The 25,968-nt window shown below is 69.7% G+C and carries 31 protein-coding genes and 1 pseudogene; 4 read left to right on the top strand and 28 right to left on the bottom strand.

Going from position 1 to position 25,968, the window contains the following annotated elements; all coding sequences use genetic code 11:
• Positions 1-57 precede the first annotated feature (57 nt).
• Positions 58-606, top strand: coding sequence for a hypothetical protein (locus QIT00_RS14235; protein ID WP_282535592.1), 549 nt, complete (start codon positions 58-60; stop codon positions 604-606).
• Positions 607-776: 170 nt separating this feature from the next.
• On the opposite strand, the gene QIT00_RS14230 is transcribed toward QIT00_RS14235, so the two are convergent.
• The 8 genes and pseudogenes from QIT00_RS14230 to QIT00_RS14195 all read right to left on the bottom strand — a co-directional run bounded on the left by QIT00_RS14230 (position 777) and on the right by QIT00_RS14195 (position 8,588).
• Positions 777-962 (bottom strand): hypothetical protein, encoded by a 186-nt coding sequence (locus tag QIT00_RS14230; protein ID WP_282535591.1) that lies wholly within the window; start codon positions 960-962, stop codon positions 777-779.
• A 157-nt stretch (positions 963-1,119) separates the two neighbouring features.
• Complete coding sequence (tsaE, locus tag QIT00_RS14225; protein ID WP_282535590.1) at positions 1,120-1,650, bottom strand: tRNA (adenosine(37)-N6)-threonylcarbamoyltransferase complex ATPase subunit type 1 TsaE; 531 nt, start codon at positions 1,648-1,650, stop codon at positions 1,120-1,122.
• 73 nt (positions 1,651-1,723) lie between these two features.
• Positions 1,724-2,960: pseudogene (locus QIT00_RS14220) on the bottom strand (alpha/beta fold hydrolase); the annotation flags it as partial.
• Between the two features lie 107 nt (positions 2,961-3,067).
• Positions 3,068-4,213, bottom strand: a complete 1,146-nt coding sequence (gene alr, locus QIT00_RS14215; RefSeq protein ID WP_282535588.1) for an alanine racemase — start codon at positions 4,211-4,213, stop codon at positions 3,068-3,070.
• 289 nt (positions 4,214-4,502) lie between these two features.
• A complete protein-coding gene (locus tag QIT00_RS14210; RefSeq protein ID WP_282535587.1) occupies positions 4,503-5,927 on the bottom strand; it encodes an NAD(P)H-hydrate dehydratase in 1,425 nt (474 codons plus the stop codon).
• Between the two features lie 10 nt (positions 5,928-5,937).
• Positions 5,938-6,306 carry a holo-ACP synthase gene (locus QIT00_RS14205; RefSeq protein ID WP_282535586.1) on the bottom strand — a complete coding sequence of 123 codons (369 nt, stop codon included), beginning with the start codon at positions 6,304-6,306 and terminating at the stop codon, positions 5,938-5,940.
• Positions 6,303-8,150, bottom strand: coding sequence for a glutamine--fructose-6-phosphate transaminase (isomerizing) (gene glmS / locus QIT00_RS14200; RefSeq protein WP_282535585.1), 1,848 nt, complete (start codon positions 8,148-8,150; stop codon positions 6,303-6,305). The genes QIT00_RS14205 and glmS overlap by 4 nt, the downstream gene beginning before the upstream one ends.
• 195 nt (positions 8,151-8,345) lie before the next feature.
• Positions 8,346-8,588: a hypothetical protein gene (locus tag QIT00_RS14195; RefSeq protein ID WP_282535584.1), complete on the bottom strand. Its 243-nt coding sequence runs from the start codon at positions 8,586-8,588 to the stop codon at positions 8,346-8,348.
• 222 nt (positions 8,589-8,810) lie between these two features.
• Between QIT00_RS14195 and coaA the strand changes: the two genes are divergently transcribed.
• Positions 8,811-9,812 carry a type I pantothenate kinase gene (gene coaA / locus QIT00_RS14190; protein WP_282535583.1) on the top strand — a complete coding sequence of 334 codons (1,002 nt, stop codon included), beginning with the start codon at positions 8,811-8,813 and terminating at the stop codon, positions 9,810-9,812.
• Between the two features lie 37 nt (positions 9,813-9,849).
• The gene (locus tag QIT00_RS14185) at positions 9,850-10,794 is read left to right on the top strand and encodes a DUF389 domain-containing protein (protein ID WP_282535582.1); all 945 of its coding nucleotides are present in this window, start codon (positions 9,850-9,852) and stop codon (positions 10,792-10,794) included.
• 26 nt (positions 10,795-10,820) lie between these two features.
• Here QIT00_RS14185 and glmM read toward each other — a convergent pair whose 3' ends face one another.
• The 4 genes from glmM to QIT00_RS14165 all read right to left on the bottom strand — a co-directional run bounded on the left by glmM (position 10,821) and on the right by QIT00_RS14165 (position 14,766).
• Positions 10,821-12,179, bottom strand: a complete 1,359-nt coding sequence (glmM, locus tag QIT00_RS14180) for a phosphoglucosamine mutase (RefSeq protein WP_282535581.1) — start codon at positions 12,177-12,179, stop codon at positions 10,821-10,823.
• Between the two features lie 166 nt (positions 12,180-12,345).
• Positions 12,346-12,867: a 30S ribosomal protein S9 gene (gene rpsI / locus QIT00_RS14175; protein ID WP_282535580.1), complete on the bottom strand. Its 522-nt coding sequence runs from the start codon at positions 12,865-12,867 to the stop codon at positions 12,346-12,348.
• Between the two features lie 46 nt (positions 12,868-12,913).
• Entirely contained in the window at positions 12,914-13,357 is a 444-nt protein-coding gene (gene rplM, locus QIT00_RS14170) for a 50S ribosomal protein L13 (RefSeq protein WP_282511129.1), read from the bottom strand.
• Between the two features lie 209 nt (positions 13,358-13,566).
• Complete coding sequence (locus tag QIT00_RS14165) at positions 13,567-14,766, bottom strand: glycosyltransferase 87 family protein (protein WP_282535579.1); 1,200 nt, start codon at positions 14,764-14,766, stop codon at positions 13,567-13,569.
• Between the two features lie 110 nt (positions 14,767-14,876).
• On the opposite strand from QIT00_RS14165, the gene QIT00_RS14160 reads away from it, so the two are divergent.
• Positions 14,877-15,731: a hypothetical protein gene (locus tag QIT00_RS14160; protein ID WP_282535578.1), complete on the top strand. Its 855-nt coding sequence runs from the start codon at positions 14,877-14,879 to the stop codon at positions 15,729-15,731.
• On the opposite strand, the gene truA is transcribed toward QIT00_RS14160, so the two are convergent.
• The 16 genes from truA to rpsH form a co-directional block, all read right to left on the bottom strand.
• Positions 15,708-16,583 (bottom strand): tRNA pseudouridine(38-40) synthase TruA, encoded by an 876-nt coding sequence (gene truA / locus QIT00_RS14155; RefSeq protein ID WP_282535577.1) that lies wholly within the window; start codon positions 16,581-16,583, stop codon positions 15,708-15,710. The genes QIT00_RS14160 and truA overlap by 24 nt on opposite strands.
• 87 nt (positions 16,584-16,670) lie before the next feature.
• Complete coding sequence (gene rplQ / locus QIT00_RS14150) at positions 16,671-17,126, bottom strand: 50S ribosomal protein L17 (RefSeq protein ID WP_282535576.1); 456 nt, start codon at positions 17,124-17,126, stop codon at positions 16,671-16,673.
• Positions 17,127-17,206: 80 nt separating this feature from the next.
• On the bottom strand, positions 17,207-18,229 hold the full coding sequence (locus QIT00_RS14145; RefSeq protein ID WP_003966937.1) for a DNA-directed RNA polymerase subunit alpha: 1,023 nt from the start codon (positions 18,227-18,229) through the stop codon (positions 17,207-17,209).
• A 131-nt stretch (positions 18,230-18,360) separates the two neighbouring features.
• The gene (gene rpsK, locus QIT00_RS14140; RefSeq protein ID WP_003948617.1) at positions 18,361-18,765 is read right to left on the bottom strand and encodes a 30S ribosomal protein S11; all 405 of its coding nucleotides are present in this window, start codon (positions 18,763-18,765) and stop codon (positions 18,361-18,363) included.
• Positions 18,766-18,829: 64 nt separating this feature from the next.
• Entirely contained in the window at positions 18,830-19,210 is a 381-nt protein-coding gene (gene rpsM, locus QIT00_RS14135; RefSeq protein ID WP_282535575.1) for a 30S ribosomal protein S13, read from the bottom strand.
• A 198-nt stretch (positions 19,211-19,408) separates the two neighbouring features.
• The gene (gene rpmJ / locus QIT00_RS14130; RefSeq protein WP_003948619.1) at positions 19,409-19,522 is read right to left on the bottom strand and encodes a 50S ribosomal protein L36; all 114 of its coding nucleotides are present in this window, start codon (positions 19,520-19,522) and stop codon (positions 19,409-19,411) included.
• Positions 19,523-19,582: 60 nt separating this feature from the next.
• Positions 19,583-19,804: a translation initiation factor IF-1 gene (infA, locus tag QIT00_RS14125; RefSeq protein ID WP_003948620.1), complete on the bottom strand. Its 222-nt coding sequence runs from the start codon at positions 19,802-19,804 to the stop codon at positions 19,583-19,585.
• A gap of 224 nt (positions 19,805-20,028) precedes the next feature.
• On the bottom strand, positions 20,029-20,865 hold the full coding sequence (gene map, locus QIT00_RS14120) for a type I methionyl aminopeptidase (RefSeq protein WP_282535574.1): 837 nt from the start codon (positions 20,863-20,865) through the stop codon (positions 20,029-20,031).
• 156 nt (positions 20,866-21,021) lie between these two features.
• A complete protein-coding gene (locus tag QIT00_RS14115; protein ID WP_282535573.1) occupies positions 21,022-21,675 on the bottom strand; it encodes an adenylate kinase in 654 nt (217 codons plus the stop codon).
• The gene (gene secY / locus QIT00_RS14110; RefSeq protein ID WP_282535572.1) at positions 21,675-22,994 is read right to left on the bottom strand and encodes a preprotein translocase subunit SecY; all 1,320 of its coding nucleotides are present in this window, start codon (positions 22,992-22,994) and stop codon (positions 21,675-21,677) included. Before secY ends, QIT00_RS14115 begins: the two co-directional genes overlap by 1 nt.
• 235 nt (positions 22,995-23,229) lie before the next feature.
• On the bottom strand, positions 23,230-23,685 hold the full coding sequence (gene rplO / locus QIT00_RS14105; protein WP_282511150.1) for a 50S ribosomal protein L15: 456 nt from the start codon (positions 23,683-23,685) through the stop codon (positions 23,230-23,232).
• 1 nt (position 23,686) lies between these two features.
• The gene (gene rpmD / locus QIT00_RS14100; protein WP_030567278.1) at positions 23,687-23,869 is read right to left on the bottom strand and encodes a 50S ribosomal protein L30; all 183 of its coding nucleotides are present in this window, start codon (positions 23,867-23,869) and stop codon (positions 23,687-23,689) included.
• The gene (rpsE, locus tag QIT00_RS14095) at positions 23,869-24,474 is read right to left on the bottom strand and encodes a 30S ribosomal protein S5 (RefSeq protein ID WP_030788249.1); all 606 of its coding nucleotides are present in this window, start codon (positions 24,472-24,474) and stop codon (positions 23,869-23,871) included. The genes rpmD and rpsE overlap by 1 nt, the downstream gene beginning before the upstream one ends.
• Before the next feature lie 41 nt (positions 24,475-24,515).
• Positions 24,516-24,899 (bottom strand): 50S ribosomal protein L18, encoded by a 384-nt coding sequence (rplR, locus tag QIT00_RS14090; protein WP_282511154.1) that lies wholly within the window; start codon positions 24,897-24,899, stop codon positions 24,516-24,518.
• Between the two features lie 3 nt (positions 24,900-24,902).
• Positions 24,903-25,442 (bottom strand): 50S ribosomal protein L6, encoded by a 540-nt coding sequence (rplF, locus tag QIT00_RS14085; RefSeq protein ID WP_282535571.1) that lies wholly within the window; start codon positions 25,440-25,442, stop codon positions 24,903-24,905.
• Positions 25,443-25,466: 24 nt separating this feature from the next.
• A complete protein-coding gene (rpsH, locus tag QIT00_RS14080; protein ID WP_282511156.1) occupies positions 25,467-25,865 on the bottom strand; it encodes a 30S ribosomal protein S8 in 399 nt (132 codons plus the stop codon).
• Positions 25,866-25,968 lie beyond the last annotated feature (103 nt).

The raw sequence follows: 25,968 nt of genomic DNA, 5'->3' as shown, positions 1-25,968 counted from the left end.
GCGCTTCACCGGCTGCTACCGTCAGCACAAGTCCGTATATACGAAGGGTGGAGCACGGTGGCACGCAGCAGCTCGGGAATCGTGGCCGGGCTCACCGCGGCAGCCCTCGCCGCAGTCGGCTTCCTCGCCTACCAGGCCTCGGCGAGCGCCCCCGCGTCGCTCGGCAAGCCGAAGCAGGACGCTCCCTCGACGGCCCCGCGCACCCCCAAGGCGAACGCCGACCCGAAGGCGCTCCCGGCGGCCTCGGGCAAGGGCACGCGGGTCGTGTACGCGCTGAAGGCGGACCGTGTCTGGCTGGTCGGCAAGGGCGGCAAGGCCAAGCGCACCTTCGAGGTCACCCCCTCCACGGTCGACCCCGCCCCGGGCGAGTACAGCGTGACCACGCGGTCCGGCAAGGTCGTCGGCTCGGACGGGGTGCCGGTCGAGCACGTCGTGCGGTTCACGAACGTGGACGGGGTGTCGATCGGCTTCAGCGCCGCGGTCGACGGCTCCACGCCGCCGCCCGACCCCGCGAAGCGGACTGGCGGCATCCGCGAGGCGCGCGCCGACGGCCTGGCGATGTGGCAGTTCGCGACGGTCGGCACGAAGATCGTCGTCGTTCCGTAGGTCAGTAGGTCAGTAGGCCAGTAGGCCAGTAGGTGCGTGCGTAGGTCCTCAGGGCGGCGCGTGGCGGGCGCACGGACCACTCGATCCGGCGAACGCGTTCCCGCCCGACTCGAACGCCTCCGGCCCCGACCGCTCAGAGGCCCCAGGCCGCTCGGATGACCCCAGACCGCTCAGGCCGCGTCGCAGTGGGTGCTGTGCGGGCCCTCGTCCTCGCGCTTCGGCTCCGGGATCGCGACCGCGTGCCGCTCCGGCGCCCGTGGAGGTCTCGACACCGCGTCGGCGGCGGCGCACGACGCGAGCAGGGCGCTCATCGACAGCCCTTGCGGCTTGGTCTCACGGGGGTCCGACGCCGACATGGTGCCTCCCGGGCTCAGAGGGCAACGAAGTTAGGCAAGCCTAACCACGTCGTGGTATCCATGTGACCACGCCGGATGCCCGCCGCGCAACATCTTCCCGACAGCTTGTCGGAACCTCCGAGCGGACGCTCCGTCAGGACGCTCCCTCCGGGGGGACTCAGGCGGCCAGTGACGCGAGGTCGGCGGTGCTCCAGCGCGCGCCGATCCCGGTCAGGCGGACCTGTCGTACGTCGTCGTCGCTGTCCTCGGCGGCCCCGGTCGCCCGGTGGATCACGACGTGCAGCCGGTCGTCGGACAGGTCCTCGACCTTGCCCTCGCCCCACTCGACGACGATCACCGACTCCGGCAGCGAGACGTCCAGGTCCAGGTCCTCCATCTCGTCAAGGCCGCCGCCCAGGCGGTACGCGTCCACGTGCACCAGCGGCGGGCCGTCGCCGAGGGCCGGGTGGACGCGGGCGATCACGAAGGTGGGCGAGGTCACGGCGCCGCGCACGCCGAGCCCCTCCCCGAGGCCGCGGGTCAGCGTCGTCTTCCCGGCGCCCAGCTCGCCGTTCAGCATCACCAGGTCGCCGGGGCGGAGGAGCTTGGCCAGGCTGCGGCCCAACTCCCGCATCTGCTCGGGGGTGGTGACGGTGAGGCGGACGGTCTCGCCGGGGGCGGCCGGGGACTGGGTGTGCGGTGCTTCCATAGCAATCCACGGTAGCCCCTGCGCCGCCCTGCCGGTCCCCCCGCCGAATCCCCTCCCGTACGGCTCCCGTACGACTCCCGTTACGGCTCCCGTACGGCTCAGACCGCCGTGCTGCGGGACTGCTCCCGGGCGCGTACGACGAGGTCCGCGAGGCGGTCGAGGACCGTCTCCGGGTGCTCCAGCATCACCAGGTGCCCGGCGTCCGGAACGATCACCAGCTCCGCCTCGGGCAGCAGGTCGGCCATGGCCTCGCTGTGCTCGCTCGGGGTGACCAGGTCCTTGTCACCGGCCAGGACGAGCACGGGCAGCGCGGCGAAGTGCCGCAGTGCCTCGGCCTTGTCGTGGTCGGCGAAGGCCGGGTAGAACTCCGCCACCACGTCGATCGGCGTGCCCTCGATCATCCGCTCCGCGAACCGCGCCACCGCCGGGTCCACGTCCCGCGAGGCGAAGGAGTACCGCTTGATGACCCCCGCGAACAGGTCGGCGGTCGCCCGGCGCCCCTTCTCGATCAGCTCGGCCCGCTGACCGAGCGCCTTGAGCACACCGGGAAGGACCCGGCGCACCGCGTTGACGCCCGCCACGGGCAGGCCGTAGTTGACCTCGCCGAGCTTGCCCGACGACGTACCGACGAGGGCCACGCCGACGACGCGGTCGCGGATCAGCCGCGGGTACTGGTCGGCCAGGGCCATCACCGTCATACCGCCCATCGAGTGCCCGACGAGGACCAGCGGGCCCTCGGGCGCTGCCGCGTCGATCACGGCCTTCAGGTCGCGGCCCAGCTGGTCGATGTCGACCGGCACCCGCTCCTCGGCCTGCGCCCGGCCGCGGTCCGAGCGGCCGTGGCTGCGCTGGTCCCAGTAGACGGTGCGGACGGCGCCGCGCAGAGCGGCCCGCTGGAAGTGCCAGGAGTCCTGGTTCAGGCAGTAGCCGTGGCTGAAGACGACGGTGACCGGGGCGGGGTTGCGGCGGCCGAAGAGGCGACGGCGCCGGGGGGCCGCGTCCTTCGCGTCCGGGTCGGGCTCGTCCACCTCGTAGTACAGCTCGGTGCCGTCGTCGGCGCGGGCCCGCCCCGGCATGCCGCGCAGCGTGCCGTACGGGCCGGCGGAGTCCAGGGCGAGCCGGGCCTTCTTGCGCATGCCGCGGCCGACGGTCAGCCGCTCCAGCGCGACGCCGGTGGCGGCGCCCGCGGCGACCACGCCTATCGCGGCGCCGGCGATGCCCGCCAGACGCCAGCTCGTGCTACCCGAACCGGCGGCCTGCACCGCGTCCACCGCCGCTTCCACGGCCGACCCCGCACTGGTCTCGCTCACCTGCCGCTCCTGCCTGTTCGCTCACCTTTCCCGGGCTGTGGGGACGGCCCGGGTCAGTCGTTCACGTCCGGTCACTCGTTCACGTCCGGTAACTCGTTCACGTCCGGTCACTCGTTCACATAGACGCGCGGGACCCTCGATCCGATCCGCGTCACGATCTCGTACGCGATGGTCTCGGCCGCCTGCGCCCAGTCCTCGGCGGTCGGCTCGCTGCGGTCGCCGGGGCCGAAGAGGACCGCCTCGTCGCCGGGCGCGGGCTCGTCCCCGTCCAGGTCGACCACGAACTGGTCCATCGCGATCCGCCCGGCCGCCGTCCGCACCTTCCCGCCGACCAGGACCGGGGCGCGGCCCGAGGCGTGCCGGGGCAGTCCGTCGCCGTAGCCGACGGGGACGAGGCCGAGGGTGGTGTCGGCGGGGGTCGCGTAGTGGTGGCCGTAGCTCACGCCGTGGCCCTCCGGGACGTGCTTGACCAGGGCGAGGGACGCGGTGAGCGTCATCACGGGGCGCAGGCCGAAGTCCGCGGGCACGCCGATCTCGGGGCTCGGCGAGATGCCGTACATCGCGATGCCGGGGCGCACCAGGTCGTACTGCGCGTCCGGCAGCGTCAGGGTCGCCGGGGAGTTGGCGATATGCCGTACGTCGGGGCGCAGGCCCGCGTCCTCGGCGTACGCCACGGCCTGAGCGAAGGCCTCCGACTGGGCGGCGATCGAGGGATGGCCCGGCTCGTCCGCGCAGGCGTAGTGCGACCAGATCCCGGTGACCCGGAGTACGCCCTCCGCCTCGGCCTTCAGGGACTCCTCGACGAGCTCCGGCCAGTCGGCGGGCTGGCAGCCGTTGCGGCCGAGGCCGGTGTCGGCCTTCAGCTGGACGCGGGCGGGGCGGCGGGCCTCGCGGGCCGCGGCGGCGACCTCGCGCAGCGCCCACATGCCGCTCACCGACACCTCGATGTCGGCCTCGATCGCCTCGCGCCAGGGGCCGCCGGGCGTCCACAGCCAGCACAGGACGCGGGCCTCGTCCGGCCCGATCCCGGCGCCGCGCACGGCGAGCGCCTCCTGCGGGGTGGCGGTGCCGATCCAGGTCGCGCCGGCGTCGAGGGCGGCGCGGGCGCAGGGCAGCATGCCGTGTCCGTACGCGTCCGCCTTCACCACGGCCATGAACTCGGCGCGCGGCGCGCGGGCACGCAGGGCCCGTACGTTGGCCCGCAGAGCGGCCAGATCGATCTCGGCGCGGACGCGCGGCGGTGTTTCGTTCATCGTGCGCCCAGTCTCTCGCACGGGTCCCGTGTACGTCGTACGGGGCTCGCCCCGGGGGTTGCTTCCCCACCCCGCCCCTTCCCGACTGTGTCCGATATGCGGCTGGCGCCGCGTGGCTGCGGAGCTTCGGGGGCTCCGCCCCCGGACCCCCGCTCCTCAAACGCCGGAGGGGCTGGTTTTTAAGGGGCGCGGGGAACTGCGCGACCAGCCACGACGGCGCGGCACCCGAACGACGGCCGGGGTCTGGGGCGGAGCCCCAGTTACGGGAAGGGGCGGGTAGGGGAAAAGCTCAGCCGCCGACCACCTCGCGCCAAGCCCCCGGCACCCCCTCCGCCACATCCTGCGCCCCGACCGGCGCACCCCGCGCAGCCAGGCGGGCCGCGAGGCCGTGGAGGAAGGCTCCCGTGGACGCCGCGTCCACGGTGTCGAGGCCCGCGGCCAGGAGGGAGCCCGTCAGCCCGGACAGCACATCCCCACTCCCCGCCGTGGCCAGCCACGACGTACCGGTCGGATTCACCCGCACCGGCCGACCCGCAGCCGCGACCAGCGTGGTCGAGCCCTTCAGCAGCACCGTCGCCCCGTACTCCTCCGCGAGCCGCCGTACCGCCGTGAGCCGGGCGGACTCGACCTCCGCGCGGTCCGTGCCGAGCAACGCGGCCGCCTCGCCCGCGTGCGGCGTGAGCAGGGTCGGGGCCGTACGGGCGCGGACCGTCGCGCGGTCGGCGAGGCGGAGGCCGTCCGCGTCGACCAGGACCGGGACGTCCGCGGCGAGCACGTCCCGTACCCGGTCCGCGTCGTCGCCGAGGCCGGGACCGACCACCCACGCCTGGACGCGGCCCGCCTTGGACGGCGGCCCGGAGTGCACCAGTGTCTCGGGGAACCGGTCGATGACCGCGTCCGCCGCGGGCCCCACGTACCGCACCGCCCCCGCGCCCCCGCGCAGCGCGCCCGCGACCGCGAGGACCGCGGCGCCCGGGTAGCGCTCGGAGCCCGCCGCGATGCCGACGACGCCGCGCCGGTACTTGTCGCTCTCGGCGCCCGGCACCGGAAGCAGCGCCGCCACGTCCGCGTACTGCAGCGCCTCCAGGTCGGCCGCGGCGGGCAGTTCGAGCCCGATGTCGATCAGGCGGACCGCGCCCGCGCGTTCCTGCGCGGGGTCCACGAGCAGACAGGGCTTGTACGTGCCGAACGTCACCGTCGCGTCCGCGCGTACCGCAGGACCCCGCACCTCCCCCGTGTCCGCCTCCACGCCGCTCGGCAGGTCCACGGCGACCACGAAGGCGCGGGACTCCTCGGCCAGAGCGGCGAGCCGGGCCGCCTCCGGGCGCAGCCCGCCCCTGCCGCCGATGCCGACGATCCCGTCGAGGACCAGGCGGGCCTCCGCGAGGTCCCGCTCGGGCGCCGTCGACACCCGCCCGCCCGCCGCGAGCAGCGCGCGCAGGCCGCCCTCGTGCGTACGCTCCGGCGCGAGCAGCACCGCCGCGACCCCGGCGCCCCGGCGCGCCAGCCGGGCGCCCGCGTACAGCGCGTCCCCGCCGTTGTCCCCGCTGCCGACGAGCAGCACCACCCGCGATCCGTAGACCCGGCCCAGCAACTCCGCGCACGCGGCGGCCAGTCCGGCCGCCGCCCGTTGCATCAGCGCGCCCTCCGGCAGCCGTGCCATCAGCTCCCGCTCGGCCGCCCGTACCGTCTCGACCCTGAACGCCGTACGCATACGAGGATGCTCACCCTTCCGCGATCACCACAGCGGAGGCGACCCCCGCGTCATGGCTCAACGACACGTGCCAGCCGCGCACGCCGAGCTCCGCGGCCCGCTGCGCCACCGTTCCCTTCACGCGCAGCCGGGGCTGCCCGCTGTCCTCCACGTACACCTCGGCGTCCGTCCAGTGCAGCCCCGCCGGTGCGCCGAGGGCCTTGGCCAGGGCCTCCTTGGCGGCGAACCGGGCGGCGAGCGAGGCGATGCCGCGCCGCTCGCCGCTGGGAAGCAGCAACTCCCGTTCCACGAAGAGCCGTTCGGCCATCCCCGGCGTCCGGTCGAGGGACGCCTTGAAGCGGTCGATCTCGGCGACGTCGATCCCCACCCCGATGATCATTCGACGGTGACCGACTTCGCGAGGTTGCGCGGCTGGTCCACCTCGTTGCCGCGCGCCGTGGCCAGTTCGCAGGCGAAGACCTGCAACGGCACCGTCGCCACGAGCGGCTGGAGGAGGGTCGGCGTGGCCGGGACGCGGATCAGGTGGTCCGCGTACGGCACGACCGCCTCGTCGCCCTCCTCCGCGATCACGATGGTGCGGGCCCCGCGCGCCCTGATCTCCTGAATGTTGGACACGATCTTGTCGTGCAGGACGGAGCGCCCGCGCGGCGACGGCACGACCACGACCACCGGCACGCCCTCCTCGATCAGCGCGATCGGCCCGTGCTTGAGCTCCCCGGCGGCGAAGCCCTCGGCGTGCATGTACGCCAACTCCTTGAGCTTCAGGGCCCCTTCGAGCGCGACCGGGTACCCCACGTGCCGCCCCAGGAACAGCACCGTGTTCCGGTCGGCGAGGGAACGCGCCAGCTCCCGCACCGGCTCCATGGTCTGAAGGACCTGCTCGACCTCGCCGGCGATCTGCGCGAGCTCCCGGATCACCGCGTCGATCTCGTCGCCCCACTTCGTACCGCGCACCTGGCCCAGGTACAGCGCGACCAGATAGCAGGCGACGAGTTGGGTCAGGAAGGCCTTGGTCGAGGCGACCGCGACCTCGGGACCGGCGTGCGTGTAGAGCACGGCGTCCGACTCGCGCGGGATCGTCGAGCCGTTGGTGTTGCAGATCGCCAGGACCTTGGACCCCTGCTCGCGCGCGTGCCGCAGCGCCATCAGCGTGTCCATCGTCTCGCCGGACTGCGAGATCGCGACGACGAGGGTGCGGGCGGCGAGGATCGGGTCCCGGTAGCGGAACTCGCTGGCCAGCTCCACCTCGCAGGGGATCCGGGTCCAGTGCTCGATGGCGTACTTGGCGATCAGGCCCGCGTGGAACGCCGTACCGCACGCGACGATCACGACCTTGTCGACCTCGCGCAACTCCGCGACCGGGATGCGCACTTCGTCCAGGGTCAGCGAACCGGAGGCGTCGATCCGGCCGAGCAGCGTGTCGGCGACCGCCTTCGGCTGCTCGGCGATCTCCTTCAGCATGAAGTAGTCGTAGCCGCCCTTCTCCGCGGCCGAGGCGTCCCAGTCGATGTGGAACGTGCGTACGTCCGCGGGGTTCCCGGCGAAGTCCGTGACCGTCACCCCGTCCCGGCGCAGCTCGACCACCTGGTCCTGGCCCAGCTCGATCGCGGAGCGGGTGTGCGCGATGAACGCCGAGACGTCCGAGGCGAGGAACGACTCGCCCTCCCCGACGCCCACCACGAGCGGGGAGTTGCGGCGCGCCCCGACCACCGCGTCCGGCTCGTCCGCGTGCACCGCGACCAGGGTGAACGCCCCGTCGAGGCGGCGGCAGACCAGGCGCATCGACTCGGCCAGGTCGGCGCAGGCCGAGTACTCCTCGGCGAGCAGGTGGGCGACGACCTCGGTGTCCGTCTCCGAGTCCAGGCGGTGCCCGCGCTCGGCGAGTTCGTCCCGCAGGGCGGCGAAGTTCTCGATGATGCCGTTGTGCACGACGGCGACCCGGCCCGCGTTGTCGAGGTGCGGGTGCGCGTTGGCGTCGGTGGGGCCGCCGTGTGTGGCCCAGCGGGTGTGCCCGATGGCGCTGGAGCCGGCCGGCAGCGGCCGGTCCACCAGCTGCTTCTCCAGGTTGACCAGTTTCCCGGCCTTCTTCGCGGCCGCCAGAGAACCGTCGGCGGCCACCGCGACGCCCGCCGAGTCATAGCCCCGGTACTCGAGCCGCTTCAGTCCAGCGAGCACCACGTCAAGCGCCGACTGCGAGCCGACGTAACCCACGATTCCGCACATGGGCGCAGCCTACGGCGCCCGCCCGCGATTTCGCCGCCGACCGGGGGCGCGCTGCCCGATCCCGGGCATCGGCCGCGAGTTCGGGGACCGGATTCGGACATCGCCCGCGAGCTCGGGAACCGGACTCGGACATCAGCCGCGACTTCAGGAACCGGACTCGGGCATCAGTCGTGCCGTGCGATCCGGTCCCGGGCATCAGTCGTGCCGCGCGATCCGGTCCCGGGCCTCGCGCAGCATCTGCAGATACTCCAACTCCTCGCAGCGCGGCTTGCTGCCCGGCCGGTAGAAGTCGAGGCAGTCCTGCGGGTCCTCGGCGAGATCCTCGTCGGGCAGGTCGAGGGCCAGTTCGTCCCGGACCTCCGCGGCGAACGCGTCCCGCTCCACCGCGAGAGACCCTGCGGATCTGCGACGGCCGAAGAAACGGCTGCGTACGGACATGTCGCCCCCTGGGGCCCAGGGGCTCGCGGCTCGCTCGCCCAGAGACCGGACGGTACTCCCGCTCACCCCGAGCGGTCTAGACCTGATGTCGGCCTCGGAGGCGGGCACGTGACGCACCCGGTTTCCGGGAGGCGGGCACGTGACGCACCCGGCCTCCGGGGGGGGCGAGCACGTGACGCACCCCACCCGCCAACACGTTCATCCAGCCGCAACAATGTTGTCGTGATCTCTTCGCCGCCCCGAAGCGCCCACCGCAGTGCGCACCGTCGAGCAGAACCGACGCCGTACGTCGATCTGACGCGCGCCGAGTGGAGCGCGCTGCGCGAGAAGACGCCGCTGCCGCTCACCGCCGACGAGGTCGAGCGGCTGCGCGGTCTCGGCGACGTCATCGACCTGGACGAGGTACGCGACGTCTATCTGCCGCTCTCCCGTCTCCTGAACCTCTACGTCGGCGCGACGGACAACCTGCGCGGCGCCCTGAACACCTTCCTCGGGGACACCGGCGGCGGCCACGGCACCCAGTACGGCACGCCGTTCGTCATAGGCGTCGCCGGTTCCGTGGCCGTCGGCAAGTCCACCGTGGCCCGCCTCCTGCAGGCGCTGCTCGCCCGCTGGCCCGAGCACCCGCGCGTCGAACTCGTCACCACGGACGGCTTCCTGTGGCCGATGAAGGAGCTCCAGGCGCGCGGCCTGGTCTCCCGCAAGGGCTTCCCCGAGTCGTACGACCGCCGCGCCCTGACCCGCTTCGTCGCCGACATCAAGGCCGGCAAGGACGAGGTCACCGCCCCCGTCTACTCGCACCTGATCTACGACATCGTGCCCGGCCGACGCCTCACGGTGCGCCGCCCGGACATCCTGATCGTGGAGGGCCTGAACGTCCTGCAGCCCGCCCTGCCCGGCAAGGACGGCCGCACCCGCGTCGGCCTCGCGGACTACTTCGACTTCAGCGTGTACGTGGACGCGAAGCCGGAGGACATCGAGCAGTGGTACCTGAACCGCTTCAAGAAGCTGCGCCAGACCGCGTTCCAGAACCCCGACTCGTACTTCCACCGCCACACCGCGGTCTCCGAGGAGGAGGCCCTCGACTACGCCCGCACCATGTGGCGCACCATCAACAAGCCCAACCTGCTTGAGAACGTGGCCCCCACGCGCGGCCGCGCCGACCTGGTCCTGCGCAAGGGCCCCGACCACAAGGTCCAGCGCCTCCGCCTGCGCAAGCTCTGACCCCGAGAACGATCCCGTACGGGACTACCCTGCGAGGATGCTGCATCTGCGCGTGATCACGCCGACCGACCGCACGGACGACGCGGTCCGGCTGATCGAGGAGACCGTCGGCACCGCCCATCTCGCGGTCGTCCCCGGCGCCGCCCGCGACCCGCGGGGCGACCTGGTCCTGTGCGACGTGGCCCGCGAGGCGGCCGACCAACTCCTCGCCGGACTACGCTCCCTGGGCCTCGACAAGGACGGCGCGATCTCCCTGGAGAACCTCGACCTGTGCCTGTCGGAGCGCGCCGAACGGGCCGAGGCGGACGCGCCGGGCGAGGGCGCGGACGCGGTGGTCTGGGAGCAGCTCACCGACGCCACGCACGAGGAGTCGACGCTCTCCCTCACGTATGTCGCCTTCATCACCCTCGCCACGATGATCGCGGCCTGCGGTGTGGTCCTCGACAACGCGATCCTGATCGTCGGCGCGATGGCGGTCGGCCCGGAGTTCGGCCCGCTGGCCGGGATCTGCACGGCCGTGGTGCGACGCGCGCCGCGCCTCGCCCTGCGCTCCATGGTCGCCCTGCTCGTGGGGTTCGCCATCTCCATGGTGGTGACGGTGGGGTTCAGCTTCTTCATGGACTGGCAAGGGCTGTTCAGCGACGACCAGTTGGACGCCGCCCGGCCCAACACCAACTTCATCTACCGGCCGGACGAGTTCTCGTTCATCGTGGCCGTCCTCGCGGGCATCGCCGGCACGCTCTCGCTGACCTCGGCCAAGTCGGGCGCCCTGGTGGGCGTCGCGATCTCGGTGACGACGGTCCCGGCGGCGGCGAACGCGGCGGTCGCGTTCAGCTACGACGAGTACCAGCAGGCCTGGGGCTCGGCGGAGCAACTCCTGCTGAACCTGCTCGGCATCGTCCTGGCGGGCACGCTCACGCTCCTCGCCCAGAAGTGGTTCTGGGCCGTCCAGCGCGAGCGCACCGCCAAGAGGTCGGCTTAGATCCGCCTGGCTCCGCCTGGATCCGCTCAGCCGAGCGAGGACTTCACCGCGTCGGCGAGCTGCTCGGCGACCGACCGGGCCTGCTCGATGTCGGCGGCCTCGACCATGACGCGGACCAGCGGCTCCGTCCCCGAAGGGCGCAGCAACACCCGTCCGGTGGCGCCCAGTTGGCGCTCCGCCTCAACGACCGCGCCGGCCAGCTCGGCCGACGTGGCGACGCGGGACTTGTCCACGTCCGGGACGTTGATGAGCACCTGCGGAAGCCGCCGCATGACCCCCGCGAGCTCCTTGAGGCTCCGGCCGGTCTGCGCGACCCGGGCCGCCAGCATCAGGCCGGTCAGCGTGCCGTCACCGGTCGTCGCGTGGTCGAGGATGATCACGTGCCCGGACTGCTCGCCGCCGAGCGCGTAGCCGTTCTCCTTCATCGACTCCAGGACGTACCGGTCGCCCACGGCGGTCCGGACGAGCGCGACGCCCTCGCTCTCCATCGCCAGGTTGAAGCCCAGGTTGGACATCACCGTCGCCACGACGGTCTCCTTGCGCAGCGCACCCCGCTCCCGCATGGCGAGCGCGAGTACGGCGAGGATCTGGTCGCCGTCCACCTCCTCACCGGTGTGGTCCACGGCGAGACAGCGGTCGGCGTCGCCGTCGTGCGCGATGCCGAGGTCGGCGCCGTGCTCGACGACGGCGGCGCGCAGCAGCTCCAAGTGGGTCGAGCCGCAGCCTTCGTTGATGTTCAGGCCGTCCGGCTCGGCGCCGATCGTGACGACCTCGGCACCGGCGCGCGCGAACGCCTCGGGCGAGACCCGTGCGGCCGCGCCGTGCGCCTCGTCGAGGACGATCTTCAGCCCGTCGAGCCGGTTGGGCAGCACCCCGATGAGATGCGCCACGTACCGGTCGAGGCCCTCGTCGAACACCTTCACGCGGCCGACGCCCGCACCCGTCGGCCGCTCCCAGGGGGCGCCGGTGCGGTGCTCCTCGTAGATGGCCTCGATGCGGTCCTCCAGCTCGTCGGCGAGCTTGTGGCCGCCGCGTGCGAAGAACTTGATGCCGTTGTCCGGCATGGCGTTGTGGCTGGCGGAGAGCATCACGCCGAGGTCCGCACCGAGCACACCGGTGAGGTACGCGACCGCCGGGGTCGGCAGCACGCCGACGCGCAGCACGTCCACCCCGGCGCTGGCCAGGCCCGCCACCACGGCGGCCTCCAGGAACTCCCCGGACGCACGCGGATCACGCCCGACCACAGCCGTCGGCCGATGGCCCTCGAATGTGCCCGCCTCGGCGAGTACATGCGCCGCCGCGACGGAGAGTCCGAGCGCCAGCTCGGCCGTCAGATCCGCGTTGGCGACACCGCGCACGCCGTCCGTGCCGAAGAGTCGTCCCACTGGTGTCCTCCGTACTTTCCTGAAGCCTTCGGAACGTATCTGCTGCTCCGAACATGCGCTGTTGAGCGCTTCTGTCGTTATACGCCCCACGCGGTTGATAACACGAACGCCCCGGCAGCACAGAGCGTGCCGCCGGGGCGTTCGAGGTGCAGTGTGCAGGCAGCGATTAGCGCTTGCTGTACTGCGGGGCCTTACGGGCCTTCTTGAGACCGGCCTTCTTGCGCTCGACCGCACGGTCGTCACGCTTCAGGTAACCGGCCTTCTTCAGGGCGCCGCGGTTGTTCTCGACGTCGGCCTCGTTCAGGGCGCGGGCGACACCGAGACGGAGCGCACCGGCCTGACCGGAGACGCCGCCACCCGAGATACGGGCGATGACGTCGTAACGGCCGTCCAGCTCGAGCACCTTGAAGGGCTCGTTGACTTCCTGCTGGTGGACCTTGTTCGGGAAGTAGTCCTCGAGCGTGCGCCCGTTGACCTTCCACTTGCCGGTGCCCGGGACGATCCGGACGCGGGCGATGGCGTTCTTGCGACGGCCCAGGCCGGCGGCCGGCTGCGGGTCGCCGAAGCGCGCGGCGTTGGACTCCGAGGTGTACTCGCCCTCGACGGGCGCGTCCGACTCGGTGGTGTACTGCTCTACGTCGACGATCTCGGTCTCTTCGACCGGCGTCTCAACGGTGGTCTCGGCCACGATTCTCCTCAGATCTTTCTTTACGTCTTAGGGGCTGTGGCCGGAATTACTGCGCGACCTGGGTGATCTCGAACGGCACCGGCTGCTGGGCAGCGTGCGGGTGCTGGTCGCCCGAGTAGATCTTCAGCTTCGAGAGCATCTGACGACCCAGGGAGTTCTTGGGGATCATGCCCTTGACGGCCTTCTCGACAGCCTTCTCGGGGCTCTTCTCAAGCAGCTCGTCGTAACGGACGGAGCGCAGACCACCCGGGTAACCGGAGTGGCGGTACGCCATCTTCTGGGTCTTCTTGTTGCCGGACAGGTGAACCTTGTCGGCGTTGATGATGATGACGAAGTCGCCCATGTCCATGTGCGGGGCGTAAGTCGGCTTGTGCTTGCCCCTCAGGAGGTTCGCTGCCGTAGTCGCCAGACGGCCCAGGACGATGTCCTGCGCGTCGATGATGTGCCACTGGCGAGTGACATCGCCGGGCTTGGGGCTGTACGTACGCACTTCGTAGCCTTCGCTTCTTCAGTGGATGGGGTCCAGACACACGGCACCCAGGAAGCGATCATGCAGCTGGGGCACACAATGCCGGGGACGCTGCCCGTATGCGAGCCACTGGTAACTGCTCCAGGGAACCTACGTAAGGGCCCAACGCGTGAGAACGACGAAGCCAATACGTATCAACCGCCGAGAATACCCGCGCCGCCCCGGAAGGGTCAAAACGCGGCTCTGGAGGCCGGCACCGCCGACGCCTGCGCACCGGGCGGATCTGCCGTCTCCACGGTAGCCGACCCCCGCCGCGCACAGCTCACGGCGACCGTCACGGCCAGGAGACACAGCGTGACCGCGTCCTTGAAGGCCCGCCGCTCCCCCGCCTCCAGCCACGGCCACACGAACCCCGGCACCTGCGGGAGCAGCGCGAGCCAGAACCACGGCGTCCGCGCGGGCGCCCCCTCGGCCACGACCCCGGCGAGCAGCAGCGGCACGACGACAAGGAGGTAGTGGTCGTACGAGGGCCGAGAGACCAGGAACGCCGACAGCATCACCAGCACCGCGCTCTCCGCGATCCGCCCGGCAGCCGCCTCCGCCTCTCCTGCGCCCCCGCACCGCCACCGCCGCCGCGCACACCACACCCCCGCGCCCGCCCCCGCGAGCCCCACCGCCGAGGCGACGGCCTGCGGCACCCCGAGCCGCGGCAGCACGGCCCCGGGCGAGGCCTCGTAGAGCCGTACGAAGGTGTCGCCGCCGCTGAACAGGAACGGCAGGGTCCGAGTGAAGAAGCCCGCCGGGTCCGGCATCGCGAGCGCGGCGAGCCCGGAGGCCACGGCGGGCACGAGCACGGCAAGGGCGAGGCCGCGCCACCGGCGGGCGAGCACGAAGAGCAGCAGTACGGGCACGAGCAGCGGCTTCACCGCGATCGCGGCGCCGATCACCACCCCGGCGCCCGCCCACCGCCCCCGGTGCGCGAGCAGCAGTGCGAGCGGCAGGGCCGCGGCCGACACGACGGTCCAGTTGCCGAGCTGCACCAGGTGCCCGAAGGGCGCGAAGCCGAGGGCGAGCCCGCCGAGCCCGAGCACCGCGAACCGGCTGCGCCACGCGATCCCGTACAGCCGCAGCGCGCACCCCCAGCCCACGAGCAGCCCGCAGACGACGACGGCCGGCGCGAGATACCTCAACACCGTGCCGGGGACGAGGACTTCGGGCACGGCGGCGAGGACCGCGCTCGGCAGATAGAGGAAGTGCGGGTCGGCGTAGGGCGATCCGCCGTCCAGCCAGGTCTCGGCGGCCCGCACGACGATCGCGTTGTCCATCCCCCCGTCGGCGGAGCCGCGCCCCACCCGTACGACCGTGGCGAGCAGAAGGAGGCCCACCGCGCCCCGGGCCTGCCAGGGAGCAGTCCGCGAAAACCACGCCATAACACCTGATGTGACCGCATACATGGAGGCGAGGCTAGGTCGCGAAGCCCACATCACCCGTGCGTAACGCGCGCTCCCTCCCCTCCGGCTCAACCCTTAGGATGCGCCCCATGAGCTTTGGGCAAGGGGGGCCTCAGTGGGGCCCCGGCGCACCGCAGGAACCCCAGTCGCAGGCGCCCGACTGGGCTGCGCTCGCGGAGGCCTCCGAGTCCCGCAACCGGCGCAAGAAGTGGCTGATGATCGGCGGCGGCGCGCTGGCGACGGCCGTGATCGCCGGCATCGTCGCCACCGCCGTCGTCACCGCCAACGGCAAGAACCAGGCGAAGAACCCCGACGACCTGCCCGCCTCCGAGGAGATCCCGAACAGCACCTCCTCGGCCGGCCCGACGTTCGCCGAGACCAAAGCGCCGCCCCCGCCGGACCCCAAGGAGTTCATCTCCGACGCGAAGAAGGACAAGGCTCCGCTGTCCGTGGACTCGCTGTTCCCCGGCAAGAAGTTCACCAAGGGCAGCGAGGTCTACAAGAAGGGCGATTCGACCGCCACCAAGAAGTGCGCGGACGCCACCCAGGGCACGCTCGGCCCGGTCCTGAACGCCAACGACTGCGAGCGCCTGATGCGCGTCACGTACGTGAAGGACGGCGTCGCCGTGACCATCGGCGTCGCGGTCTTCGAGAACGAGAAGCAGGCCGACAAGGCGAAGGACGAGGCGGACAAGAAGGGCAACGTCATGTCCCTCCCCGGCAAGGGCGTCCCGTCCTTCTGCCGTACGTCGACGTGCTTCACGACCATCAACTCCTACGGCCGCTACGGCTACTTCACGACCGCCGGATTCACCAACGGCAAGGCGGTCACGAACAAGGACGAGAAGGTCTTCGCCATCGCCAAGGACCTGCAGGGGCTCGCCTTCCAGCAGATCCACAAGCGCGGCGCGATGCAGGCCTCAGCAGCAGCCGGCCTCGGCTAGCCCAGCGGAATCCCCCGGCAGCGAACGCTTGTTGCGCGCCTCCCGGTTGCGGGCGGCGAGCAACGCGTCGGCGGGGTAGCCGACTTCCTCCAGGGTCAGGCCGTGCGGCCGTACGACATGCACGGCCGAGTCCCGCACCCGCGCGGCGAGCACCTTGCCCGGCCAGTCGGTGTCCCGGTGGCCGTCGCCGACGAACAGCAGCGCGCCGATCAGCGAGCGCACCATGTTGTGGCAGAAGGCGTCGGCCCGCACGGTCGCGGTGACGATCCCGTCCTCACCGCGCACCAGGCTGAGTTCCTGCAGCGTACGAATGGTCGTGGCGCCCTCGCGCTTCTTGCAGTACGCCGCGAAGTCGTGCTCGCCGATCAGCTGCCGGGCCGCCGTGTTCATCGCGTCGACGTCCAACTCCCAGTCGTGCCACAGCACATGGCCGCGCAGCAGCGGGTCGACACCGCCGGGGTGGTCGGTGACGCGGTACGCGTACCGCCGCCAGATCGCCGAGAACCGCGCGTTGAAGCCGGTGGGCGCCTCTTCGGCCTTCCACACCCGCACATCGTGCGGCAGCCGCCCGGCAAGGCGGCGCAGCAGCTTCTCCGCGTGCTCTGCCCACAGCTCCTCGGGCAGGTCGACGTGCGCCACCTGCCCGCGCGCGTGCACCCCGGAGTCGGTCCGCCCGGCGACGGTCAGCTCGAAGGTCTCCTTCGACCGGGTCACCGTACGCAGCGCGTCCTCGATCTCCCCCTGGACGGTCCGCTGCCCCTCGCGCTGCTTGGCCCAGCCGGAGAAGCCCTTGCCGTCGTACGACAGATCGAGCCGTACGCGTACGAACCCGTCGGCCACTTCATCACTCACCCAGAACACCCATTCTCACCGCTGTGGGAACGAAAAGCGGGCCCACCCGCAAAGGGGTGGACCCGCTCAAGACCCGGAGCCGGAGGCTCAGGCCTCCGTGGACTCCGCCGCCGGAGCAGCCTCGGCGTCCTTGGCGGCACGCTTCGTCGCGGCCTCGGCCTCACCGGTGGCCTCCTGGGCCACGGTCAGGGCCTCCACCAGCTCGATGACGGCCATGGGCGCGTTGTCGCCACGGCGGTTACCGATCTTGGTGATACGGGTGTAACCACCCGGGCGGTTCTCGTACCGCGGGCCGATCTCGGTGAAGAGCGTGTGCACGATGCTCTTGTCCGTGATGGTCTGCAGCACCTGGCGACGGTTGTGGATGTCGCCCTTCTTCGCCTTGGTGATCAGGCGCTCCGCGACCGGACGCAGACGGCGCGCCTTGGCCTCGGTGGTGGTGATGCGGCCGTGCTCGAAGAGCGACTTGGCGAGGTTCGCCAGCATCGCCTTCTCGTGCGACGCGCTGCCGCCCATACGGGCACCCTTGGCGGGCTTCGGCATGGTGTTTCTCCTCAGTGTCTGCCCCGGCCGTATCAGGTACCGGAGTCAGGGCCCCGCAGACGGACGCCTGCGGGCAGCAATCAGTACTGCTCGGTCTCCACGAAACCGGCGTCCGCGTCGTCGTCCGCGCCGAAGGCGTCCGCGGCGGCGGTCGGGTCGAAGCCGGGAGGCGAGTCCTTGAGCGCCAGGCCCATACCCGCCAGCTTCGCCTTGACCTCGTCGATCGACTTCGCACCGAAGTTGCGGATGTCGAGCAGGTCGGCCTCGGAACGAGCCACGAGCTCACCCACGGAGTGGATGCCCTCGCGCTTGAGGCAGTTGTACGACCGAACGGTGAGCTCCAGCTCCTCGATCGGCAGCGCCAGATCGGCGGCCAGGGCGGCGTCCGTCGGGGACGGGCCCATGTCGATGCCCTCGGCGTCGATGTTGAGCTCGCGGGCCAGACCGAACAGCTCGACCAGGGTCTTGCCGGCGGACGCCATGGCGTCACGCGGGCGCATGGCCTGCTTGGTCTCGACGTCGACGATCAGCTTGTCGAAGTCGGTGCGCTGCTCGACACGCGTGGCCTCGACCTTGTACGTGACCTTGAGAACCGGCGAGTAGATGGAGTCGACCGGGATACGGCCGATCTCCTGGCCCACCTGCTTGTTCTGCACGGCGGAGACGTAACCGCGACCGCGCTCGACGGTCAGCTCCATCTCCAGCTTGCCCTTGCCGTTGAGGGTGGCGAGGACGAGGTCGGGGTTGTGCACCTCGACACCGGCCGGGGGCGCGATGTCGGCGGCGGTGACCAGACCCGGGCCCTGCTTGCGCAGGTACATCACCACGGGCTCGTCGTGCTCGGACGAGACGACCAGCTGCTTGATGTTGAGGATGAGGTCGGTGACGTCCTCCTTGACGCCCGGCACGGTGGTGAACTCGTGCAGGACACCGTCGATCCGGATGCTGGTGACAGCGGCGCCGGGGATCGACGAGAGGAGGGTGCGGCGGAGGGAGTTGCCGAGGGTGTAGCCGAAGCCCGGCTCCAGCGGCTCGATCACGAACCGGGAGCGGAATTCGTCGACGACCTCTTCGGTCAACGAGGGACGCTGAGCAATCAGCATGTTGCGTTCCTTCAGTCAGGGGCACCCGCTATTTGATGCCCGACTAGCACTACAAGGGTACGGGCGGCACGACCCGAAAGAGCCGTACCGCCCGAAATCCTCAGACCAAGCGGCCTGCGACGACCCGAAGGTCAGACGCGGCGGCGCTTGGGCGGACGGCAGCCGTTGTGCGGCGTCGGCGTGACGTCCTGGATCGAGCCGACCTCGAGGCCGGTGGCCTGCAGGGAGCGGATGGCGGTCTCACGACCGGAACCCGGGCCCTTGACGAAGACGTCGACCTTGCGCATGCCGTGCTCCTGGGCGCGGCGGGCAGCCGACTCGGCGGCCATCTGCGCGGCGAACGGCGTGGACTTGCGCGAGCCCTTGAAGCCGACGTGGCCGGCGGAGGCCCACGAGATCACGTTGCCGGTCGGGTCCGTGATGGACACGATCGTGTTGTTGAACGTGCTCTTGATGTGCGCGTGGCCGTGAGCGACGTTCTTCTTTTCCTTGCGGCGCACCTTCTTGGCAGCGCCCTGACGACCCTTGGGGGGCATCTCATACTCCTACGGGAGGTGGTCGGTCCTACAGCGAAGACCGCTGACGAGCGTCCGCTGCGGACTACTTCTTGCCCGGCTTCTTCTTACCGGCGATGGCGCGACGCGGGCCCTTGCGGGTGCGAGCGTTGGTGCTGGTGCGCTGACCGTGCACGGGCAGGCCACGACGGTGACGCAGACCCTGGTAGCAGCCGATCTCGACCTTGCGGCGGATGTCGGCCTGAACCTCACGACGGAGGTCACCCTCGGTCTTGATGTTGTTGTCCACGAACTCGCGGATCTTGACCAGGTCCTCTTCGGCCAGGTCACGAACGCGGGTGTTCGGGTTCACGCCGGTGGCGGCCAGCGTCTGCTGGGAGAGCGTCCGGCCAATGCCGAACACGTAGGTGAGGGCGACCTCCACGCGCTTTTCGCGCGGGATGTCAACACCGGAAACGCGTGCCATTTAATGGCTCCAGTTGATTCTTCGGAGGTCTTCCACAGGGCCGCTCCCGCCCGCCGTCCACCTCTGACGAGGCTTCGGTACGAACCGGGTCCCCGGCCTCCGACCGGGGGTGTCGCCCTCCATCACTGAAGAGAGGCGGGTCCTGCGTATGTACGTATCGCTATGCGTCGCGCGAAGATCTGCGGATGCAGACCTGCGTCAGCCCTGGCGCTGCTTGTGGCGCGGGTTGTCGCAGATGATCATGACTCGGCCGTGACGGCGAATCACCCTGCACTTGTCGCAGATCTTCTTGACGCTCGGCTTGACCTTCATTGGGTGAGGTTCTCCGGGTCAGGTGCCACCACCCCGCGAAGAGCGGGATGCAGGCAAGATCTACTTGTACCGGTAGACGATCCGGCCACGCGTCAGGTCGTACGGAGACAGCTCCACCACGACCCGGTCGTCAGGGAGGATGCGGATGTAGTGCATGCGCATCTTGCCGCTGATGTGTGCCAGGACCTGGTGGCCGTTCTGGAGCTCGACCTTGAACATGGCGTTCGGCAGAGACTCGACGACAGTGCCCTCGATCTCGATGGCACCTTGCTTCTTGGCCACGCTTTGCCCTTCGAATCGACTACCTTGATCGACTTCTTCGCTGGCCGCCCGTCTGACATGCGGTTTTGCATGCAGACATGCGGATACACGAGAGCCGACGAGTCAGTCTACGTCAGAGCACTCGGAAAGACGAATCCAGAGAGAATGCCCCGAACGGGAGATCCTTAAGCGGATCACTGGGCCAACGGGTCGGGGGGCAGTCGTGCCCCGCACTCCGCCGACGATCAGCCCAACGGATCCGGAGCCACCGTGACCCCGTACTCCGCGAGCTTCGCCTTGCCGCCGTCGCGGGCGGTGAGGACCAGGGGGCCCTGCTCGGTCAGCGCGATCGAGTGCTCCCAGTGCGAGGACCAGGTGCCGTCGGTCGTGACCACCGTCCAGTCGTCCTCGAGCACATTCGTACGCGGCGTGCCGAGGCTCACCATCGGCTCGATGGCCAGGCACATGCCGGGCACCAGCTTCGGGCCGCGGCCGCGGCGGCGCTCGACGTAGTTCAGGACGTGCGGGTCCATGTGCATCTGCGAGCCGATGCCGTGGCCGCCGTAGTCCTCGACGATGCCGTACTTACCGGTGGCCGGGCGCGGCTGGCGGCGGATGTAGGACTCGACGGCCTTGGAGATGTCGACAAGCCGGTTGCCGAGCTTCATCGCCGCGAGGCCGGCCCACATCGACTCCTCGGTGACCCGCGACAGCTCGACCAGCTCGGGCGCGTGCCCGGAACCCACGAACGCGGTGTACGCGGCGTCACCGTGCCAGCCGTCGATGATCGCGCCGCAGTCGATCGAGATGATGTCGCCGTCCTCCAGGACGACGTCCTCGCTCGGGATGCCGTGCACGACGACCTCGTTCTTGGACGTGCAGATCGTGGCCGGGAAGCCGCCGTAGCCAAGGAAGTTGGACTTCGCGCCGTGCTCCGCGAGCACCTTGCGCGCCACGTCGTCCAGGTCCTTCGTGGTGGCACCCGGGACGGCCGCCTCGCGGGTGGCCTCGTGGATGGCGGCGACGACAAGGCCCGCCTCACGCATCTTCGCGATCTGCTCGGGAGTCTTGATCTCCACCATGACCTTGCTGTGCCTTCCGCCGCTGTTCTCGGTACTACCGCTGCTGGATCTGATACCGCTGGACCTCAACAGTACGGCCGCGGGGACCAATCGGTCACCGCGGCCGTACGTTCTGCATGCTGCTGTGTGGTTGTGCCGCTACGCAGCCGCCGCGTCCTAGGCGGACTTCTGCAGCGCCGCCATCGCCCGGTCCGTCACGTCGGCGACCTCGCCGAGCGCGGAGATGGTGACCACCAGGCCCTGGGCCCGGTAGTGGTCGATGATCGGCTCGGTCTCGCGGTGGTAGACCTCGAGACGCTTGCGTACGGTCTCTTCCTTGTCGTCACCGCGCTGGTACAGCTCGCCGCCGCAGACGTCGCAGACGCCCTCGGCCTTGGGCTGCTTGTACTCGACGTGGGAGACGTGCGCCGAGTCGTTGCGGCAGATGCGGCGGCCGGCGATGCGCTTGACCACCTCGTCCTCTGGGACCTCCAGGTCCAGGACCGCGTCCAGCTTCACACCGTCGACCTTGAGCGCCTCGTCGAGCGACTCGGCCTGCGAGACATTGCGGGGGAAGCCGTCGAGCAGGAAGCCGTTCACGGCGTCCTGCTGCGCCATGCGGTCCTTGGCCATGCCGATGGTGACCTCGTCCGGAACCAGGTTGCCGGCGTCCATGTAGGACTTGGCCAGCTTGCCCAGCTCCGTCTGCTGGCTGATGTTGGCGCGGAACAGGTCGCCCGTGGAGATGTGCGGGATCGACAGGTTCTTGGCCAGGAACGCGGCCTGCGTTCCCTTGCCCGCACCGGGCGGCCCGACAAGGACGATACGCATCAGCGGAGGAACCCTTCGTAATTACGCTGCTGGAGCTGGCTCTCGATCTGCTTCACGGTCTCCAGACCCACACCCACGATGATCAGGATGCTTGTCCCGCCGAACGGGAAGTTCTGGTTCGCTCCGAAGCCCGCCAACGCCATCGTCGGCACGAGAGCAATAAGGCCCAAGTACAGCGACCCCGGCCAGGTGATCCGGTTGAGCACGTAGCTCAGGTACTCAGCAGTGGGTCGGCCAGCCCGGATGCCCGGGATGAAGCCACCATACTTCTTCATGTTGTCCGCGACTTCCTCGGGGTTGAACGAGATAGCCACGTAGAAGAAGGCGAAAAAGACGATCAGAAGGAAGTAAAGCGTGATGTGCACCGGAGCGTCCGTTGGCTCCAGATTGTTCCGGATCCACTGGGCCCAGCCGGCCTGAGAATTGCCGGAGAACTGCACGATCAGCGCCGGAATGTAGAGCAGCGACGAAGCGAAGATGACGGGAATCACACCCGCCTGGTTCACCTTCAGCGGGATGTACGTCGACGTGCCGCCGTAGGAACGGCGACCGATCATGCGCTTCGCGTACTGCACCGGGATGCGTCGCTGCGCCTGCTCGACGAAGACGACCAGGCCGACCATGAACAGGCCCACCAGGATCACGGTGCCGAACTCGATCCAGCCGCCCGCGAGGTCACCCTGCTGCTTGATGGCCCACAGGGCGGTGGGGAAGCCGGCCGCGATCGAGATGAACATCAGGATCGACATGCCGTTGCCGATGCCGCGGTCGGTGACGAGCTCGCCGAGCCACATCACCACGGCCGTACCGGCGGTCATCGTGATGACCATCGTGATGGTCACGAAGATCGACTGGTCAGGAACGATCTCGCTGGCGACCGGGCAGCCCTGGAACAGAGCGCCGCTACGGGCGGTGGCGACAAGGCCGGTGCCCTGCAGAACGGCGAGGGCGACCGTCAGATAACGCGTGTACTGCGTGATCTTGGCCTGGCCCGACTGCCCTTCCTTCTTCAGCGCTTCGAGCCGCGGGATCACCACGGTCAACAGCTGCAGAATGATGCTCGCCGTGATGTACGGCATGATGCCCAACGCGAAAATGGTGATCTGGAGAAGCGCGCCACCACTGAACATGTTGACCAGCGACAGCAGACCCTGCTGACTCTGGTTCGCCTGGTCCATGCAGACCTGGACGTTGGTATAGCTGACGCCCGGAATCGGGATGTGCGCACCGATCCGGTAGATCACGATCATGCCGAGTGTGAAGAGCAGCTTCTTGCGCAGGTCGGGCGTTTTGAACGCCCGGGCGAACGCGGTGAGCACGGTGCCTCCTGCGACCCCCGCGCTACTGCGTCAGAGGTGACGGTCTTGAGGATCGACAAATACGTTTCAGGGCAAGAACCGCGCGGTGAGCCGTAAGCAGACCGCCCGGAAAGTAGCAAGTGCACGCCACCTTACCGGCGTACGTGCCCCCCTTGGAACGACCAACCGGGGATGCCCCATTTGTGAGGCATCCCCGGTGGGATCGTTCAAGTCATCGCGACCTCGTCTGAGTTACTCAGACGAGCTCGGTGACGGTACCGCCCGCGGCGGTGATCTTCTCCTTGGCGGAGCCGGAGACGGCGTCGACCGTCACCTGCAGCGCCACGGAGACCTCGCCCTGGCCCAGGACCTTGACGAGGCTGTTCTTGCGAACGGCACCCTTGGCCACGAGGCCCTCGACGGTGACCTCTCCACCCTCGGGGTAGAGCGCGGCCAGCTTGTCGAGGTTCACGACCTGGAACTCGGTCTTGAACGGGTTCTTGAAGCCCTTCAGCTTCGGGAGGCGCATGTGGAGCGGCATCTGGCCACCCTCGAAGCGCTCCGGAACCTGGTAACGGGCCTTCGTGCCCTTGGTACCACGACCGGCCGTCTTACCCTTCGACGCCTCACCACGACCGACACGGGTCTTGGCGGTCTTGGCGCCGGGGGCCGGACGGAGGTTGTGGACCTTCAGCGGGTTCTGCTCCGCCATGTCAGTCGACCTCCTCGACCGTCACGAGGTGGCGGACGGTCTGCACCATGCCGCGGAACTCGGGGCGGTCCTCCTTGACGACCTGCGTGTTGATGCCCTTGAGACCAAGGGAGCGCAGGGTGTCGCGGTGGTTCTGCTTGCTGCCGATGTACGACTTCGTCTGCGTGATCTTGAGCTGCGCCATTACGCACCAGCCCCGGCACGCGCACGCAGCAGAGCCGCGGGAGCGACGTCCTCGAGCGGCAGACCACGGCGAGCCGCGATCTCCTCGGGACGCTGCAGACCCTTCAGGGCCTCCACGGTCGCGTGCACGATGTTGATCGCGTTGTCGGAGCCCAGGGACTTCGACAGGATGTCGTGAACGCCGGCGCACTCGAGCACGGCACGCACCGGGCCACCGGCGATAACACCGGTACCGGGGGAAGCCGGCTTGAGCAGGACGACGCCCGCGGCCTTCTCGCCCTGGATCGGGTGCGGGATGGTGCCCTGGATACGGGGGACCTTGAAGAAGTGCTTCTTGGCCTCCTCAACACCCTTGGCGATGGCGGCCGGCACCTCCTTGGCCTTGCCGTAACCGACACCCACGGTGCCGTCACCGTCGCCCACCACGACCAGCGCGGTGAAGCTGAAGCGACGACCACCCTTCACAACCTTGGCGACGCGGTTGATCGCGACAACGCGCTCAACGTACGCGGTCTTCTCGGCGGCAGCAGCGCCACCGTCGCGACCCTTCCGGTCCCGCCGCTCGCCGCCACCGGCACCGCCACCGCGGCGCTGGGGTCCAGCCATTGGAATTACCTCTCTCTGTTTCCGCTAGCTACGGAACCGACTCAGAACTTCAGGCCGGCTTCGCGGGCGGCGTCCGCCAGGGCGGCGATGCGCCCGGCGTACTGGTTACCACCACGGTCGAACACGACGGTCTCGACACCGGCGGCCTTGGCGCGCTCGGCAACCAGGGCGCCGACGGACTTGGCCTGCGCGGACTTGTCGCCCTCGCCACCGCGGATCGAAACGTCCAGGGTCGAAGCGGACGCGAGGGTGTGACCCTTCACGTCGTCGATGACCTGGGCGACGATGTTGCGGTTCGAGCGGGTGACGACCAGGCGCGGACGCTCCGCCGTACCGGAGATGTTCTTCCGGATACGGATGTGGCGACGCTTGATGGCAGCACGCTTGTAAGCGTCGCCCTTCAGGATCTTCTGCCCGTATGCCATGGCTTACTTACCCGCCTTTCCGACCTTGCGGCGGATGACTTCGCCCTCGTACTTGACACCCTTGGCCTTGTACGGGTCGGGCTTGCGCAGCTTGCGGATGTTGGCCGCAACCTCGCCGACCTTCTGCTTGTCGATGCCCTCGACCGAGAACTTGGTCGGCGACTCGACCTTGAACGAGATGCCCTCGGGCGCCTCGATCAGGATCGGGTGGCTGTAGCCGAGCGAGAACTCCAGGTTGGAGCCCTTCGCCAGGACGCGGTAACCGACACCGCTGATCTCGAGCTTCTTCACGTAACCCTGGGTCACGCCGGTGATCATGTTCGCCACCAGCGTGCGGGACAGGCCGTGCAGGGCCTTGTTCTGACGCTCGTCGTTGGGGCGGGTGACGTTCAGGACGCCGTCCTCACCCTTGGCGATCTCGATCGGCGCCACGACGGTGTGGGTCAGCGAGCCCTTGGGGCCCTTGACCGCGACCGTACCGCCGTCGATGGTGACGTCCACGCCGGCGGGAACCGTGATGGGGAGCTTGCCAATACGCGACATAGCTGTTTCCTCCGTTCCCTTCCGTTACCAGACGTAGGCGAGGACTTCTCCGCCTACGCCCTTCTTGCCGGCCTGCTTGTCGGTGAGGAGCCCGTGGGAGGTGGAGATGATCGCCACACCCAGGCCGCCCAGGACCTTCGGCAGGTTGGTGGACTTCGCGTAAACCCGGAGACCGGGCTTGGAGATCCGCTTGATGCCCGCGATGGAGCGCTCACGGTTCGGGCCGAACTTCAGCTCGAGGACGAGGTTCTTGCCGACCTCGGCGTCCTCGACCTTCCAGCCCGTGATGAAGCCCTCCTGCTGGAGGATCTCCGCGATGTGCGACTTGATCTTGGAGTGCGGCATCGACACCTGGTCGTGGTATGCCGAGTTCGCGTTCCGCAGACGCGTAAGCATGTCTGCGATCGGATCAGTCATGGTCATGAATTGGCCTTCGGCCTCTCTCGCCGGGGTTTCCTGTATGCGCCATCCCTCTCCCCACTCAGAGGCAGGACGGGTGCGGCGCGGGGACCTACGGCGTAGTAAG

The sequence above is a fragment of the Streptomyces luteolus genome, from assembly GCF_029968015.1.
In the GTDB taxonomy this organism is placed as follows: domain Bacteria; phylum Actinomycetota; class Actinomycetes; order Streptomycetales; family Streptomycetaceae; genus Streptomyces; species Streptomyces luteolus.
This window is presented reverse-complemented; position numbering and strand designations above follow the sequence as displayed.

What these genes read in the sequence shown, in the direction of transcription:
- QIT00_RS14230 (WP_282535591.1), bottom strand. Translation starts at nt 962, where the DNA reads ATGTCGGCGTCGGACCCCCGTGAGACCAAGCCGCAAGGGCTGTCGATG.
- tsaE (WP_282535590.1), bottom strand. Translation starts at nt 1,650, where the DNA reads ATGGAAGCACCGCACACCCAGTCCCCGGCCGCCCCCGGCGAGACCGTC.
- alr (WP_282535588.1), bottom strand. Translation starts at nt 4,213, where the DNA reads ATGAACGAAACACCGCCGCGCGTCCGCGCCGAGATCGATCTGGCCGCT.
- QIT00_RS14210 (WP_282535587.1), bottom strand. Translation starts at nt 5,927, where the DNA reads ATGCGTACGGCGTTCAGGGTCGAGACGGTACGGGCGGCCGAGCGGGAG.
- QIT00_RS14205 (WP_282535586.1), bottom strand. Translation starts at nt 6,306, where the DNA reads ATGATCATCGGGGTGGGGATCGACGTCGCCGAGATCGACCGCTTCAAG.
- glmS (WP_282535585.1), bottom strand. Translation starts at nt 8,150, where the DNA reads ATGTGCGGAATCGTGGGTTACGTCGGCTCGCAGTCGGCGCTTGACGTG.
- QIT00_RS14195 (WP_282535584.1), bottom strand. Translation starts at nt 8,588, where the DNA reads ATGTCCGTACGCAGCCGTTTCTTCGGCCGTCGCAGATCCGCAGGGTCT.
- QIT00_RS14185 (WP_282535582.1), top strand. Translation starts at nt 9,850, where the DNA reads ATGCTGCATCTGCGCGTGATCACGCCGACCGACCGCACGGACGACGCG.
- QIT00_RS14165 (WP_282535579.1), bottom strand. Translation starts at nt 14,766, where the DNA reads ATGGCGTGGTTTTCGCGGACTGCTCCCTGGCAGGCCCGGGGCGCGGTG.
- QIT00_RS14160 (WP_282535578.1), top strand. Translation starts at nt 14,877, where the DNA reads ATGAGCTTTGGGCAAGGGGGGCCTCAGTGGGGCCCCGGCGCACCGCAG.
- rplQ (WP_282535576.1), bottom strand. Translation starts at nt 17,126, where the DNA reads ATGCCGAAGCCCGCCAAGGGTGCCCGTATGGGCGGCAGCGCGTCGCAC.
- QIT00_RS14145 (WP_003966937.1), bottom strand. Translation starts at nt 18,229, where the DNA reads ATGCTGATTGCTCAGCGTCCCTCGTTGACCGAAGAGGTCGTCGACGAA.
- rpsK (WP_003948617.1), bottom strand. Translation starts at nt 18,765, where the DNA reads ATGCCCCCCAAGGGTCGTCAGGGCGCTGCCAAGAAGGTGCGCCGCAAG.
- rpsM (WP_282535575.1), bottom strand. Translation starts at nt 19,210, where the DNA reads ATGGCACGCGTTTCCGGTGTTGACATCCCGCGCGAAAAGCGCGTGGAG.
- rpmJ (WP_003948619.1), bottom strand. Translation starts at nt 19,522, where the DNA reads ATGAAGGTCAAGCCGAGCGTCAAGAAGATCTGCGACAAGTGCAGGGTG.
- map (WP_282535574.1), bottom strand. Translation starts at nt 20,865, where the DNA reads ATGGTGGAGATCAAGACTCCCGAGCAGATCGCGAAGATGCGTGAGGCG.
- QIT00_RS14115 (WP_282535573.1), bottom strand. Translation starts at nt 21,675, where the DNA reads ATGCGTATCGTCCTTGTCGGGCCGCCCGGTGCGGGCAAGGGAACGCAG.
- rplO (WP_282511150.1), bottom strand. Translation starts at nt 23,685, where the DNA reads ATGGCGGAGCAGAACCCGCTGAAGGTCCACAACCTCCGTCCGGCCCCC.
- rpmD (WP_030567278.1), bottom strand. Translation starts at nt 23,869, where the DNA reads ATGGCGCAGCTCAAGATCACGCAGACGAAGTCGTACATCGGCAGCAAG.
- rpsE (WP_030788249.1), bottom strand. Translation starts at nt 24,474, where the DNA reads ATGGCTGGACCCCAGCGCCGCGGTGGCGGTGCCGGTGGCGGCGAGCGG.
- rplR (WP_282511154.1), bottom strand. Translation starts at nt 24,899, where the DNA reads ATGGCATACGGGCAGAAGATCCTGAAGGGCGACGCTTACAAGCGTGCT.
- rplF (WP_282535571.1), bottom strand. Translation starts at nt 25,442, where the DNA reads ATGTCGCGTATTGGCAAGCTCCCCATCACGGTTCCCGCCGGCGTGGAC.
- rpsH (WP_282511156.1), bottom strand. Translation starts at nt 25,865, where the DNA reads ATGACCATGACTGATCCGATCGCAGACATGCTTACGCGTCTGCGGAAC.